The organism is Salegentibacter maritimus, from assembly GCF_016236915.1.
Taxonomy (GTDB): Bacteria; Bacteroidota; Bacteroidia; order Flavobacteriales; family Flavobacteriaceae; genus Salegentibacter; species Salegentibacter maritimus.
This window is the reverse complement of sequence record NZ_JAEHOK010000010.1, coordinates 1-15,660: the sequence shown is the minus strand read 5'-3', so window position 1 is coordinate 15,660 and position 15,660 is coordinate 1. Positions and strand designations below refer to the sequence as shown.

At 35.5% G+C, this 15,660-nt stretch carries 12 protein-coding genes and 1 other RNA gene; 10 read left to right on the top strand and 3 right to left on the bottom strand.

The window, feature by feature from the left end; translation table 11 throughout:
- The first annotated feature begins 2 nt into the window (after nucleotides 1–2).
- From I6U49_RS08825 to I6U49_RS16990, 5 genes are all read left to right on the top strand, one after another.
- The gene (locus I6U49_RS08825; protein WP_198628403.1) at nucleotides 3–635 is read left to right on the top strand and encodes a hypothetical protein; all 633 of its coding nucleotides are present in this window, start codon (nucleotides 3–5) and stop codon (nucleotides 633–635) included.
- On the top strand, nucleotides 632–940 hold the full coding sequence (locus tag I6U49_RS08820) for a winged helix-turn-helix domain-containing protein (protein WP_193712185.1): 309 nt from the start codon (nucleotides 632–634) through the stop codon (nucleotides 938–940). The genes I6U49_RS08825 and I6U49_RS08820 overlap by 4 nt, the downstream gene beginning before the upstream one ends.
- A gap of 69 nt (nucleotides 941–1,009) precedes the next feature.
- Nucleotides 1,010–1,294, top strand: coding sequence for a hypothetical protein (locus I6U49_RS08815; RefSeq protein WP_198628402.1), 285 nt, complete (start codon nucleotides 1,010–1,012; stop codon nucleotides 1,292–1,294).
- 32 nt (nucleotides 1,295–1,326) lie between these two features.
- The gene (locus I6U49_RS16995; protein WP_232804680.1) at nucleotides 1,327–1,503 is read left to right on the top strand and encodes a hypothetical protein; all 177 of its coding nucleotides are present in this window, start codon (nucleotides 1,327–1,329) and stop codon (nucleotides 1,501–1,503) included.
- Nucleotides 1,504–1,586: 83 nt separating this feature from the next.
- The gene (locus I6U49_RS16990; RefSeq protein WP_232804679.1) at nucleotides 1,587–2,036 is read left to right on the top strand and encodes a hypothetical protein; all 450 of its coding nucleotides are present in this window, start codon (nucleotides 1,587–1,589) and stop codon (nucleotides 2,034–2,036) included.
- Between the two features lie 53 nt (nucleotides 2,037–2,089).
- Here the strand turns inward: I6U49_RS16990 and I6U49_RS08805 are convergent, their stop codons facing one another.
- Nucleotides 2,090–3,316, bottom strand: a complete 1,227-nt coding sequence (locus tag I6U49_RS08805; RefSeq protein WP_198628401.1) for an NAD(P)-dependent oxidoreductase — start codon at nucleotides 3,314–3,316, stop codon at nucleotides 2,090–2,092.
- Nucleotides 3,317–3,437: 121 nt separating this feature from the next.
- Here I6U49_RS08805 and ssrA point away from each other — a divergent pair.
- Nucleotides 3,438–3,840, top strand: a transfer-messenger RNA (tmRNA) gene (gene ssrA / locus I6U49_RS08800).
- Nucleotides 3,841–4,088: 248 nt separating this feature from the next.
- Entirely contained in the window at nucleotides 4,089–5,348 is a 1,260-nt protein-coding gene (locus I6U49_RS08795; RefSeq protein ID WP_198628400.1) for a site-specific integrase, read from the top strand.
- A 324-nt stretch (nucleotides 5,349–5,672) separates the two neighbouring features.
- Here the strand turns inward: I6U49_RS08795 and I6U49_RS08790 are convergent, their stop codons facing one another.
- Nucleotides 5,673–6,935 (bottom strand): MutS-related protein, encoded by a 1,263-nt coding sequence (locus I6U49_RS08790; RefSeq protein ID WP_198628399.1) that lies wholly within the window; start codon nucleotides 6,933–6,935, stop codon nucleotides 5,673–5,675.
- 1,200 nt (nucleotides 6,936–8,135) lie between these two features.
- Here I6U49_RS08790 and I6U49_RS08785 point away from each other — a divergent pair.
- The 3 genes from I6U49_RS08785 to I6U49_RS08775 are packed head-to-tail and all read left to right on the top strand — an operon-like array spanning nucleotide 8,136 to nucleotide 15,134.
- The gene (locus I6U49_RS08785; protein ID WP_198628398.1) at nucleotides 8,136–11,129 is read left to right on the top strand and encodes a SusC/RagA family TonB-linked outer membrane protein; all 2,994 of its coding nucleotides are present in this window, start codon (nucleotides 8,136–8,138) and stop codon (nucleotides 11,127–11,129) included.
- Between the two features lie 9 nt (nucleotides 11,130–11,138).
- Nucleotides 11,139–12,542 carry a RagB/SusD family nutrient uptake outer membrane protein gene (locus I6U49_RS08780; RefSeq protein ID WP_198628397.1) on the top strand — a complete coding sequence of 468 codons (1,404 nt, stop codon included), beginning with the start codon at nucleotides 11,139–11,141 and terminating at the stop codon, nucleotides 12,540–12,542.
- A gap of 9 nt (nucleotides 12,543–12,551) precedes the next feature.
- On the top strand, nucleotides 12,552–15,134 hold the full coding sequence (locus tag I6U49_RS08775; protein WP_198628396.1) for a M16 family metallopeptidase: 2,583 nt from the start codon (nucleotides 12,552–12,554) through the stop codon (nucleotides 15,132–15,134).
- 13 nt (nucleotides 15,135–15,147) lie between these two features.
- On the opposite strand, the gene tnpA is transcribed toward I6U49_RS08775, so the two are convergent.
- A complete protein-coding gene (gene tnpA, locus I6U49_RS08770; protein WP_150314237.1) occupies nucleotides 15,148–15,579 on the bottom strand; it encodes an IS200/IS605 family transposase in 432 nt (143 codons plus the stop codon).
- Between the last annotated feature and the right edge of the window lie 81 nt (nucleotides 15,580–15,660).

Below are 15,660 nucleotides of genomic sequence, written 5' to 3'. Positions count from 1 at the left end.
AAATGGAAAATAAAAAGTATCTAAAAGATTTATCCGACATTAAGTTTATGATGAGTAGGTCTTCCCGCTTTGGCTCTCTAAGTGGGCTTGCGGGAGTATTTGCCGGCATATATGCTCTTATTGGAGCAGTCATTGCCCAGGTTTTATTATGGAAACACCATGCAGTAATAGCCTTGCTAAGTCCTAATTCAATAAATTCACAAGCATTGACGCAGTTATTTTTTATAGCCCTGGCAGTTCTTGTTCTGGCTATTGGAACCGCTATTTTACTCAGCATTAAAAAAGCCAAAAAACTTTCTGAAAATGCCTGGAACAGTACCAGTAAACGTTTGCTTATCAATTTTTTTGCGCCTTTAACGGTCGGAGGCTTATTTTGCCTGGTGCTATTGCAATATAGCCTTATTGGCCTAATAGCTCCAGGGATGCTTATTTTCTATGGATTGGCACTTATTCACGCCGATAAATATGCTGCAATTGATATAAAAAGTTTAGGATATATCCAGGCAATACTGGGACTTATTGCCACACAGTTTTTAAGTTATGGTTTATATTTTTGGACCACAGGTTTTGGACTTTTTCATATTGTTTATGGTATCTGGGTGTACAAAAAGTATGACAGGAAAAACGCCGAATGAAAAATATAATCAACAATATCAACAAAGCTTTTGATCATAGGGTGCGCCTGGGAATTATGAGTGTTCTAATGGTAAATGATTATGCCGATTTTACGAGCTTAAAAGAATTATTGGGGGTTACCGACGGTAATATTGCAAGCCATATAAAAGCTTTGGAAAAGAAAGATTACATAAGAGTTGAAAAATCTTTTATAAATAGAAAACCAAATACAAGATATAGCATTACCCCTGCCGGAAGGAAGGATTTTAAAAAACATATTAATGCCATTGAAAAATTATTGAGCCCAAACGGCGGAAAAATATAACACTCTTTTTTTATGAATTCACTTTGAATTTCAAAGCACATAAATAACTAATAATTAAAAACTCTTTTTATGAAAACTAACCGAATTTTAATTACTGTATTTATAGTGGGCGTCCTTTTATTAATTCCCTTTATCGCAATGCAGTTTAACAACGAAGTGGTTTGGACGGCTTCAGATTTTGTTATCATGGGCATTTTACTGCTGCTTACAGGCCTGGCAATTAATATGGCTTTTGTAAAAGTTTCTGCCAGGCGAAACCGATTTATACTTAGTGCCATTATTCTAATTGTATTTCTATTAATTTGGGCAGAATTAGCTGTGGGTATTTTTGGAACTCCTTTTGCAGGCAGCTAATGATCTGGTATAAAATATTCTGAAATCGAATAATGCAGTATTTTGTAGAGAAAAATTCTATTGTACGAGAAATTTGGGGTAAAAGCGACACAATTCTCTTAATTTTCGCCGGTGCCTCGGCCGAGTTTGCGCTTAATAAAGCGGTAGACTGGCTATATTTTACGGGCCGCTTACCCAATGACCCATTGGGAAGGCTTTTAAAGCTATAGATAGCATAAGTGAAATACATCAATTAGTTGAAACTAACCGGGGAAAACGCATTCCCGATTGGGCCTATCGCGATGTATTATTTATGTTAATAGATTATTCTATAAGATCTTTTGAAATCCTGGAACGCAAGCTTAAATATTTTGAAAAACAAGAAGTCTTTGATGTCTTTTTACGGCTTGGAAAACGAATGAATTTAGTAGATCTTCCTAAAGATTTTGAAGAGTTTGAAATTATGAGAGAGAATCATCTTCATCAAAACCTGCAATATAGTATCTACACCAAAGACCTTTATAAACAATACAGGCATCACTTGGGAATTGCTCGGTACAGGCTATTATTGGAAACACAAAGCCTTATCACTCCTAACAAAGTTCGTAAGTATTTACATTTGAAAAAAAATTCGCTGCTAAGCCCCGTACTTCCTATTTACAAAATTGGTAAAATTATATCCCTGGATGTTTTCTTTAAATGGCTTATTCTACCGGGCACCTATAGACAAAAAATTAAATCTTTAGACTATAAGAATATTTAAAACCTATTCAAAATAGGAAAACATACTACTGAAAAATTCTTCAATTATAACTGTTAAGCATACTCGTTAGGTTTTAGTTTACCATCAACAAAATCCTGCAAATAGCTAAATCTAGGAGTTAATTTCCCATTTTGCGTAATACGTGCCCGTTGTAAAACAGCATTTTTATCATTATTAAAAAAAGCCGGGATTACATGTTCCATAAACATATCCCCAAAACCTTCACTGGCATCTTTTGGCAATTCACAAGGTAGATTATCTACCGCCATTACCAAAATACTGTCGCTTTCCCTAAAATCTGTTTCAATTTCATTCTTTGCATTATAACCATAAAAAGGCTCTGCAATGGTTGAAGGCCTAATAGTGCTGGCAATAGGCCCCTTGATATCGCAAGAAATATCTGCTATATATTTTATACGAAAGTTTTTTAATTTTGCATTTTCCGCAGTAAAAAACACAGGCGCCCCATCTCCATAAAAATGTCCCGATATAAAGAAATCACTACACCTTGCGAAACGCATAAAATTAGACTCATAGCCAGAAGGATCTTTAAAAAATTCGGCTTGACTGCCTTTGGTTTCGTCCTTTCGCTTATTATAATCCAATACATCTATATTACAATACACCGGATCTTTTCCGTTAAACTCAAGAAAAGCATCTACCTCCAGTTCCCTGATTTTTAAATGATCTAAAACCTCTTTGGCTCCGCGAGCTACCTTTCCTGCGCCAGTTAATACTATCTTGATGGGCGGAACCTTGATATTATTCAATTCTGCCAACATGGCATCAAGATCTGTCAGGGATTCTACTTTGGGTAAAGTATATAAATTTTCCTTTAAGCCAATTCCTCTAAATCCATTATAAGTACCTACAAGCCCTGCATAGCGCCCAAAACCAATAAGCCTGTGTCCCTCCTGGTTTACCACTACTTCATGATCGTATAATTCTATATTATTAGTAAGAATTTCCCGAAGCAAATCGCGGTTATAGGCTTGTTTTTTAATGGTATGGGAAAAGAAAAAGTATTTTTTATTCGGAATTAGCGCCGGTAGCGGAACTTCTTTAACACCAAGCAACACATCACAATCTGAAACATCATCGGAAACTTCAAAACCCGCGTCGCGATACTCCTGATCGCTAAACACCCGAATACTTGAACTTTGCACTTTAAAACTGGCTTCCGGAAACCTATTCACGACTTCTTTTAACTTGTTTGGCGAAAAAACAACTCGGCGATCTGGCGGTGTTTTTTCTTCTTTAATCAGTACAAATTTTATCATTTCTGGTATGGGTTTTGTTCCTTTTGTATGTGTAATTCAAAGATATGAATTTAAAATTGTATCTTTGCAAGCCTTAAGTTTGGTTATACTTAAGTTTTAAATGACAATGTTCTTTACATATGGGGTCGACTTGGTTTTGACAGCGAGTCTAATTGAGTTGTAAGCACGTCGAGCGCTGGGATATAGCTCGTAAATCTCATATTTCACACTTTTTTAAACGGCGAAGATAACTACGCCTTGGCTGCGTAACCGAATTATAGTAGGTTTTGCTTAGTCCCTACAAGGTAGGGAGCCAAGATGTCCCGCGAAGGCCTTGATTTACGGCATTCGCACTAGGGGCACCGATAAAGTAAATATAGGAACTGTAGTGTCTTGATGCAGTTCTGAAATTTAATTGAGGATACGGAAGAAGTTAGGTAGTTTTCGGCCAGACTTTTTCCCGACAATTTAAGTGAAAACTAAGCGTGTAGAAGGCAATTTAATTGCTTGTTTGGACGAGGGTTCGAACCCCTCCGACTCCACTTTTTGAGTATCAAACTCAATCAAAAACCCCGAGATCCTAGGATTTACGGGGTTTTTCATTTTTAAGGATATCGTTTAATATCAAATAATTCCACATTTCTGGTTACCAATCTGGTGACCAATTATTTAAAGGAAAATTGGTAACCAGAAACACCCAAAAACCCTAAATATCAAATCTTTACAAAATATTAAAGTTTAAGTTTGCACTCCTTTTTTGACTACATTAATGGTCAACTTTAAGACCAAAAATATGAGTACCTCTTATCAACTTAGTTTTTACCTTAGAAAAAGCAGAAGCAATAAATCAGCTGAGAGCGATATTTATTTACGAATATCTGTAAATAACAAGAGATCTGCTTTAAGTATTAACCGCAAAATCGACCCTAGAAAATGGAGTTCTAAATCGGAAAAAGCCTTAGGAAAAAGTCCTGAGGCCATTGAACTCAATAACTACATCAATGTTCTTAGAAATAGGATCAAAAATATACATCAGAATCTGGTTGAAAATAATAAAACTGTTTCCTCGAAAAATATTCTAGATGAATTCAAGGGAGTAAATAAAAAGAAGCCTAAAATGACCCTGGAAGCATTTAAAGAGCATAATGAACAAATGGATCGACTTTCAGGTAAAAGTATTTCTAAAAGTACCGCAAAGCGTTATTGGACTTGTTATAATCATGTTGAACAGTTCATCAACGAAGAATTTAAGAGCAACGAGTATGCTATGAATGATATTAATCACAACTTCATCTCTAAATTTGAATACTTTTTAAAAACCAAACGAGAATGCAACCACAATTCTGCTTTGAAATATGTGAACAATTTTAAAAAAATCATTCGTATTGCCCTAGCTAATCAGTGGATGGACAAAGATCCTTTTTATAATTATAAAGTACAGTTTGAAACAGTAGAACGAGAGTATCTTAATGAGGAAGAAGTACAAACACTAATCGATAAAACTCTCCATCTGGATCGCTTAAAACTGGTTAGAGATATGTTTGTTTTTAGTTGTTATACAGGCCTGGCTTATTCTGATGTCAAAAAATTAAGCAGTGCGGATATCACCAAGGGAATAGACGGTGGCAAATGGATTCGAATAAAAAGAACCAAAACGAAATCTTTAAGTAGCATACCTCTACTTCCAATTGCAGAAGAAATTTTAGATCGTTATAAAGACCATCCGGAAGTAAAGGCCGGCAAGTATGTTTTACCTGTATTAAGCAATCAAAAATCCAATGCCTTTTTAAAAGAAATCGCTGCGCTATGTGGCATAAAGAAACCCCTTACCACTCACCTGGCCCGGCATACTTTCGCCACCACTATCACCTTAACCAATGGGGTACCAATTGAGTCTGTAAGCAAAATGTTAGGTCATCAGGATCTTCGCACCACCCAACATTATGCGAAGATCGTAGATCGAAAAATTAGTGATGATATGAAGGCATTGAAACTTAAGCTCGAAGAAAAAGAAGCGGAGAAATCTACCTCCCACAAGAATCAGCAAAAATAAAAATCAAATTGTAGGTTGAATTTAGCTAGGGCTTAAATTGGGGAAGCTTACAGTGGAGCTAAAAACAATTCTTGTTTTTTGATAATTCTTAAATGCTCTTCATTATCCGCTTCTCTATATCTATAAATGATATTAGGAATAGCATCATTTAAATTTATATTCATTTTTCGTAATTAATATTGTACACAATGTCTCGGTTATGAGTAGTTGCGTGGGTTAGCACTTAACTTTCCAAGTACACACCAAACTGAAAATACGTGAGGATTTTCAGAAGTAAGGCGAGAACAAGCAATAACTTAAAGCCGATGTTACCTGCTGGCTTTTTTAATTCAACAATTTGTTCAATCCTTCTTTTTCAAATAAAATCCGACCAACTTTTATGTCTGACCAACCTTTTTTTAGTTGATAAGTAAAAGTTGGTATATCTTCAATCAATTCACAATCAATATAATAATTCTCAATCTGTCCATTTGAAACATTTTTTAGTTCTTGAATGTGAGTTGATATAAAAAAATAGGAATTATTGAATTTACTTAATCCGTTTATTGTCGTTTTGCAAATTTCAAAACCATCTTCCACATTTGTACCGCTAAAAAGTTCGTCAAAAACTGCGAAGCATTCTTTTCCATTAGTTGCTTGCTGGACTACGTTTTTAAGGTTCATCACTTCGGTCATAAAATGACTGTATCCATTTAAAATATCATCCCTTCTGTTTATTTCAATGGAAAAATAATTACAAAATGGGATTTCACCTTCAGATGCAGGTATGCCAATTCCTAAATGACCAAAATACATACAAAGTCCGACAGCTTTAAGAAAAGTTGATTTCCCGGACATATTTGGTCCGTTTAATACAATTACATTGCTATTGGTTTCGAGGTTGTTTTTGACAGGATTTTCCAATAATGGATGATAAAAATCTTGCAGTTTAATACTGTTATCTATAAAAATTGGATATACGAAATTGTTTTTTGTTATTCCGAAACTAATAGATAGATATGATTCGAACAGAAAAAAATCCTCCCAAAAAGGCCTTATCAATTCTTTTCTTTTTAGCTCATTAATTTTTTCTGTTAATTCGATTACGTGGTTGACTTTTAACCTTTTTTCCCGAATTATATGCTCAAACTTATGAAGTTCAAAATTTGATAGAAACTGCAAAATCCGTTTAATGTTTGAAGCATAATCTTTTGGGAAAGCTTCTAAACTTAATCTTGTAAAATATTTGGATTCTAAACGATGGAAAAACAAAATTAATTGATTCAGCTTACTTGTGTATCTTGTTTTCTCTTGTTTAGAAGCAAACAGCTTGTATTTCAGTTTCTTCTTTGAGAGGTCTTCGATTTTTTCATCATTGAGGAAGAAATGTACTTCGTTTAAGTACAAAATGGTATACGAATAGTCCTTTAATATTTTCTCATTTTCAGAGAATCCTTTTAGGATATTCTGACGTTCAATTATGTCCGTAGTTGATTGTAGTGGTTTTTCAAGAATTTCAAGGATTTTGTTTCTTGAAAACATATTCATAGAATAGTCGAACAACGGTAAAATCTCCTTTTCTATGTTTAGGTCTTTAATGTTGTTCATTTTCTATTCGTTGTCTTTTTTCAGCTTGCAGGTAATTCGTTATATCCCACCTAAAATAACCATTTATTAAAAAGAATACCGGGATAAACTCAGGTTTCGCTAATATAAAACATTAAAATAATAGAAAAATACGGAAAACCGTAAATAAAGGGGTAGTCAGTTTAATTAGAAGATAAGTAATCAATTGCAACTATAGATTCTTCTAATTGAAATTGAGGTATACCAAGATTACTTCTAACAAATAATTATTAAACCAGCTAGTTAAGCTTATTTATTTTTCAAAATCAAATAATTATTTCCCCAATTTCTTGAAAAAAGTATGAAGGGAAATTCCTTGACCATCACAAATTTTTTCGAGAGTTTCCACCGGAATACGATATTCTGTTTTTCCTCTAATTTTTCTTATGATTCCTTCTTCCACGTTACATTTATCAGCGAAAGAACGTTGCGATCGTTTCTGATCAAGCCATGGCTGTATCCACTCCCTACTTATAAAATCACAAATAATATAATTTATACCAGCCATATGACAAAAGAAAAAGAACTTTGAAAAATAATTGCGCACGATCGTACGCACTTAAAAATTTTTATATATATTTGAGTGATATTATATTTGCGTTTACTTCTAAAAAATATAGAAGCATACGCTTTGAATCTCGTATAGGAAAACTGGCGTTTTAATATTACCACGGGATGATAAGTGATCATGCTCACGCTCATAAAACGGCGTGGGCTCACTTATTTGTGGTAAAGGTACCGCCAGTACCTCCTATACAATAAGTTGAGTTCCACGTCTATTTTTTAGTTCGAACTGCGTTGTTTCTCTTCATAATTTTCAAAGTGATCTTCTACAATTTTTCAAGTCTCGCAATCCCAAAATAATTTGTTTTGGTGGTCTAATCTTATGTCCAATCTTAAGCTTGTTGCGGGACAGGTAAAAATTTTCACAATCCCGTGGGTGCTGTGATACCCTATTTTTTTTACAGCGTGGGTTGGGAAAAGTCCTAAAAGGGCTTTGGGAAAATTAGTAATAGGTTTTCATTTCGGCTAAAGGGAGCCGGAAAAACTCCTGTATTTTTTAATAAATGTACTGGGGCTATTTGAATTAAGCCTAGTGTCCTTCCCCTTAAGATTGGCGTCTGCGTGGGGAAGGCCTAAGCTTAAATAAAACAATGTTTCATTTAAATCACACGTAAAATTATGAAAAATAATTACTCGCGCCTTAAATGGGTGGCCCTAATTATTATAGGCGGGATACTCTTCTTCCTATCAAAGTCTGCTCATGCAGCAACCACTACTCCCCTGCCCTTGCAGCAAGCAATCTTTGGTGTAGTACAAGATGAAAACGGCCTTCCTATTCCGGGGGTAACTGTAACAGTTAAAAATACTAATAGAGGAACCGTAACTAACCTGGATGGCGAATACAGTATCTCTGCTCCTGCCAATGGGACTTTGGTTTTTTCCTATATAGGCTATAAAACAGTAGAAATCCCGGTAGATAACAACGAAGAAATTAGCATTCAATTAGAGGAGGATATCTCTGCCCTTGGCGAAGTAAAAATTAATGCTGGATATTATAATACTACAGAACGGGAAAGCACAGGGAATATTTCAAGAGTTACAGCTAAGGAGATAGAACAGCAGCCGGTGGTAAGTCCTATACAGGCCTTGGCCGGTAGAATGGCAGGTGTTGAGATTACGCCTAATGGTAATTTGCCCGGTAATGCATCCACCATCAGAATTAGGGGAACTAACAGCTTACGGGAAGAAGGAAATTTTCCGCTTTATATAATTGATGGTGTCCCTATAAATTCTACTCCCTTAGAAAGCAACAGCAACCTCACTTTTGGCGGAATTGACCCACTCAACACCTTAAACCTTTCCAATATAGAGAGCATTGAAGTGCTAAAAGATGCGGATGCTACAGCTATTTATGGCTCCCGGGGTGCAAATGGTGTAGTTTTAATTACCACTAAAAAAGGAAAGCAAGGAAAAACGGAATTACAAGCACGGGTATATACAGGTGCTTCAACTGTTTCCAATCGTATCGATTTATTAAATACAGAAGAGTATCTGCAAATAAGAAGAAGGGCATTTGTAAATGATGGTTTAGAACCTACTGAGGATAATGCATACGATCTCTTGATTTGGGACCAGGATCGATATACCGACTGGCAAGACATTTTTTTTGGAAGGACTGCCCAGGTTACTGATGTAAACTTAAATGCCAATGGCGGTAATGAGAACACAGCATTTCGCTTAAGTGGCTCATATCACTCGCAGGGCACAGTGTTCATAGGAGATTACGATTACAAAAAGGTAACTGCCGGGGCTCACGTGAGCCATACTTCAGATAACAATAAATTAAATCTTGATCTCTCCTTAAATTATGGTGTAGATTTAAACAATTTAGTGGGTTATTTAAATTTAACTGCTAATGCATTCACACTCCCCCCAAATGCTCCATCGTTATTTAATGAAAACAACACTTTAAATTGGAGTGATTGGGCTGAAGTTGGATTGGAGAATCCTTTGAGCGGCTTTTACAATACCAGCCGAACACAGGCTCAAAACCTAAATTCAAACCTGGTGGTTTCCTATGAAATTTTAAAAGGTTTACGCTTAAAATCTAATTTTGGGTATACTAATTTCCGCAGTGACGAATTGGTAAAAAGGCCAAAACGTTCATTTAGTCCAGCAACAAGAGGAAATATAGCAAACAGATCTAACCATCTTTTTATAAAAAGAAACTCCTGGATTGTAGAGCCACAAATAAATTATCGGAATTCAATAGGAAAAGGAGAAATAGATATAATTCTAGGCTCTACTTTTCAGCAAAGTGAACGAAAAAATATTGCCCTACAGGGTGAAGGTTATGTCTCAGAATCGCTAATGGGCAATTTAAATGCTGCTGAAGATATTATTGCGACGTCTAACTCGAACGCTGATTATCGCTATAACGCCATTTTTGCTCGTTTAGGCCTTAACTGGGACAAAAAATATTACTTGAATCTCACTGGTAGAAGGGACGGATCCTCTAGATTTGGACCCGGAAACAGAATAGCCAATTTTGGAGCCATAGGAAGTGCCTGGATATTTTCAGAAGAAGAATTTATTAAGAGCTCTATACCATTTTTATCTTTTGGTAAACTTAGGGGTAGTTACGGTACAACTGGAAATGACCAAATTGGCGACTATGGGTATTTTGATGCATACGAATCAACTCTTGGACCTGGTGGGCTATATCCAAATCAACTATCTAATCCTGAATATTCCTGGGAAGTAAATAAAAAACTGGAGGCTGCTATTGAATTGGGTTTATTTGAAGACCAGTTAAACCTAGCAGTAAGTTGGTACCGTAATAGATCATCCAGCCAACTTGTAGGATTCTCATTACCTGCAATAACTGGATTCACATCGGTTCAGGCTAATTTACCCGCGACGGCTCAAAATACAGGCTGGGAGGTAGAATTATCAAGCTATAATATTCAAAAAGAAAATTTTAGTTGGCGAACATCACTGAATTTTACAATCCCTCGTAATGAGTTAGTGAGTTACCCAAACATTGAAGAATCTTCCTATGCCAATACTTACCGAGTAGGTGAACCCCTGAATATTTCCCTTCTATATGATTATGATGGAATTAATCCTGAAACCGGGCTGTATCAATTTACAGACGTTAATAATGACGATGCCTTAGATTACCAGGACAGAATGATTGCCTGGAATAGAGGTCGGGAGTTTTTTGGGGGCCTTGATAATGTTATAAGCTTTAAAAACTTCTCCCTACAATTTCTATGGGAGTTCGTAAAGCAAGAAGGAATGTTAGCAATGTTTAATGCCGGTAGCCTGGAAAATCAAAGGAGCGATGTTTATCAATCTTTTGACTCAAATAATAGATTCCAACAAATATCAAGATCGATTGAAGCTTCTCGTGCCTATAGCGATGCTCTAAATTCTACATTTCCAATTGAAAATGCCTCTTTTTTACGCTTAAAAACTTTGAACCTGACATATTCAATTCCATCAAGATTTCTAGAAAAGATAGGCTTACAAACAGGGAGGCTTTTTTTAACGGGTCAAAACCTATTCACTTTATCTCCCTATAAAGGAATGGATCCGGAAGCCCCGGCAAGGGGGACTTCGTTTACTGCGCTAAGAACAATAACCGCAGGTGTGCAAATTAACCTTTAATCAGCAATCATGACAAAAACTATATATATCATATTAGGACTATTAATTCTGGCAAGTATTTCATTCTTGTCGTGCGAAGAATTTCTGGAGGTAGATGCTCCAGAAAATAAAATTGTAAGTGAGGCAGTTTTCAATAGCGATGAGACAGCCGCAAGTGCAATGAGCGGAATTTATAACGAATTGTTTCGCGCTGCTTTCAGTGGCGGATGGGAAAATAGTGTAACGGTTCTTTCCGGTCTTTCTTCCGATAATTTAAAGACAATAAGGGAAAATGACCTTAACCTTAGAGAATATTCTGAAAATAATATCCAACCAAACAATAGCAGAAATCTGGCGCTGTGGTCCAGCGCTTATAGTATTATTTATATGACAAATTCAATTCTTGAAGGACTTGAAGCCTCTGACAATTTAAGCGAGGGAATAAAAACCAGCCTAGAAGGGGAAGCCAAATTCGTTAGGGCTTTTACTTACTTTTATTTAGTGAATTTATACGGGGAAATTCCCCTAATTCTTTCTACCGATTATAGAGAAAACTCTCTTGCAACTCGAAATTCTGAAGAGGACATTTACCAACAAATAATTACGGATCTCAATACATCGCGAGATTTACTCGATGACAATTACAGGCATGGAGATCGTACGGGTGTAAATCGATCATGCGCTTTAGCACTATTAGCTAGGGTTCACCTATATAAGGAAAATTGGGAGGAGGCAGATTTGGCCAGTAGCGAAGTAATTTCAAACACCCAGCAATATGAAATTATTAGCGATCCAAATCAGGTATTTCTTGCTAACAGCAAGGAAGCCATTTGGCAAATAACCCCAGAAGGAAGGGGTGGCCCCCTAGGGTTCACTAATGAAGGTAGTATCTTTCTTTTTCTCTCCATTGCACCCGGCATTACAAAAGTTGCGCTTACCGAGGAGCTTGTAAATTCTTTTGTGGAAAGGGATCAAAGATTACACGATTGGATAGGCTTTAATGAAGACACCCAAAATTATTTTGTCAATAAATATAAAGACCGGAGAAGTATAAATGAGATACTGGAGTTCTCTATGGTTTTAAGACTTGCAGAGCAATATCTGATACGCTCTGAAGCTAGGGTTATGAAAAATAATTTCGCAGGTGCATTAGCGGATTTAGATGTTCTAAGAGTACGAGCAGGATTACCTATACTATCGGCAAATAATGAGGAGTTAAGTAAAGAAGAATTGCTTGATACTATCCTGGAAGAACGAAGAAAAGAATTATTTACTGAATGGGGACATCGCTGGCTGGATTTAAAAAGGACAAATAAAGCAGACTATTTTCTTCCTCCATCATCCGAAGATTGGGAAAATACAGACATCTATTATCCTATACCGGCGCAAGAACTAATGAAAAATCCAAATTTAACTCAAAATCCCGGTTATTAAACTTTAAGTATGAAAATAATATCAAAGATAACTTTAGTCCTTTTATTGTTCATTATTCTGCCTTTAAAAGCACAGAAATCACAACATTTAACAGATGATCCACCTTTGGATGCTTCCATTCGACACGGAAAGCTTAAAAGTGGCCTGACTTATTATATCAAAGATTTACCGAAAGCAAAATCTGAAATACAATTGAGACTTCTTGTCAAAGCGGGTGTAAATAACCAGGATAAAGATCAATTAAATATTGCCCATTTTCTTGAACATATGGCCTTTAAATCAAGCGAACATTTCCCAAATGGTATACATTTTTATTTGGATAATTTTTTGAAAGGGAATATTACTAAGTTTAATATTAATGGCACAACAGGTACAGATAAAACTATATATAAATTTAATGCCCCGGCCAATAGTAATCCTACTTTGGAGACTGGGCTACTTTGGTTTAAGGATATCGCCCAGGGATTACGATTAACAACAACGGATATAGATGAGGAAAGAGGTGTATTGATTCAAGAAGCTATAACTAGAAGTAGTGATAATGCCGGAAAAGTGCTTAATACCAATATGATAATGAGTAGGCTGGTTCCCTGTAATCAGGATTACTCCAACTTTTTTAAACATCATAAATATTTCAAACCGGAAATCGTACGGCGCTTTTATCGTGATTGGTACAAGCCGGAATTAATGGCAATAGTGGCTGTAGGTAATATCAACGATTTAGATAGTTTGGAAACCAAAATTAAAACATCATTTGCTGATATAAATCCTAGTTTAAATAAAACGAAGTCACCCCATTGTGACTCTATCTATTTTAATAGTGAACCCCATTTTGTAAATGTTGAAAAAGTACCTGATGGTATTTCGGAAATCGACAAAGTAGATATTGAAATGCTTTACCGAGATCCGGTTTCTTCCAAAAATAACCATAACTTCAATGGGGTTATGAGAGGGAGAAAATTATCGATATTTATCGATATTTTGAATAACAGACTTCGTGAACGTACAAATAAGTACAATAACTTCTATAAAATAAGAACAGAACATACCATTAGGAAGGCACAGAATCCATCTGCGATCAGAGTTATAATTCAATCAGAGAATAATCAGGAAAAGGAAGCAATAATTAATACCGTCAGCACTGTCAGTCAATTAAATAAGAAAGGAGTTTTAATGTCTGAATTTGAAAAAATTAAAAACCAACATTTGGATAACCTGGATAACCTGCAGAATGGTCAAATTTCATTCTGGTTAAGTGGAATTGAAGAACATTTTATCGATGGAAAATTATTTACACGCGATCAAATTGAACAGGAGAAAAAGTGGTTGGCGGATTTTACAATTAATGAGTTTAATAGCTTCCTAAAATCCCTGCCCCTAGAAATGCCCGAAGATATCGGTATAGCGGCTCCACCAGTTCACAAGGCACTATCTTTCACAGAAAATAAGGTAAGAACCTGGATTAAAGAAACCTACCAAAAGCCGGTTAGCCCATATTCTCCTTCTGTAATTCCCGAATTTATAATGGATTCTAATGAAGTAAAACAGCTTGGTGAAAATCAATATATGGAAATTAAAATTTCAAATAGGCAGGTACGCGAATTTAAACTGAAAAATGGGCTAAGTTTAGTTTTACATTCTTTTGAGCCCTCGGCAGGGCCTCATCAGAAAAAAATTTTACTAAAAGGCTTCAATTCTAATGGTGCTCTAAACGTTCCTGATGAAGATTACTTTTCAGCTATTCATGCACCGGGAATCATAAAAAATAGTGGTATAGGCAGTTTGAATAAATTTGAATTTCAACGGTATACTTCAGGGAATAGTTTATGGTGGTACGGCATCAAGCCATACATTAAAAACCAAGAAACAGGTATTGAAATAAATGGCAAACCTGAAGATTTGGAAGCAATGTTGCAGGTTGTATATTTATTATTCACTAATCCGAATACAAGCAAAGAAGCCTTTGAGGACTGGAAGCTAAATGAACGAAAACGGTATGAAAATCAACATGGTGATTTAAAATACGAAGATTTAACAAATAATATCAAAAAAATTATTAATGATTACTCCGGAGCTTCTTTTGGTACAGAACAATTTAAAGGCATTGAAAAAATTAATATACAAAAGGTACTATCTATTTATAAACAGCTCTATAATAATGCAAATGATTTCACATTTATTCTAACTGGTAATTTTTCCATTGAAAAATATTTACCTGTAATTAATAAGTACTTGGGAAATCTACCTACCCGAGAAAAAGTGCAAACTGAGGACAAATATATTAGAGCATATGGGAATTTACCTATAGGCCCTGTATATACGGAATTTTATTTTCCAGAAAATTATAAAAAGGAAAATTCCATGTATATACCCCAACACCTTATAAGGGTTCAGGAAGCAGATTGGAATGAAAAATTAAAAGTGGAAGCTTTGGGGGCAGTAATCGATAACTTAGTTTGGAACTTACGTTTTGATAAAGGTTATTCTATTTACACCACCGGGGCAGGGGGAAGCTATAATGAAACCTCCAGGCTTTATAAACTAAACAACTCTGCACTAAAAGTGCAGAGGTTTATTAATACTGGGGACTGAAAGTCCCCTTTTACTATTCCAATATAAAATTGGAATTATCACTCGAATCTCGACGGTGATGTTCCAAATATTCATTGACCATTTTATCCGTAATATTCCCAGTACTCCAAACTCCATAACCGCTTGCCCAAAAATGTTGCCCCCAATAACGCTCTTTCAGTTTTGGAAACTCTTGTTGAAGTTTCCTTGAAGTTCGTCCTTTGAGTTTTTTCAATATGCTACTTACATTCAATTTTGGAGTATATTCAATGTGCATATGAACGTGATCCGAACTCACTACTCCTTTCAGTATCTCTATACCTTCAGCTTCACATATTTGGATTAAAAGTTCACGACAACGAGTTTGAACATCTCCTCGAAGTACCTTGTACCGATATTTTGTAACCCAAACAATATGGCACGTTAAATAACTTACCGTATGAGAGCCTTTTCTTTGATAACTCATAGTACCAAAATATAGATTTTTTCGCACTACTAAAGTACTGCAATAAAATTGCAGGGTTTAAATCCCTTTTTTGAGACCAAT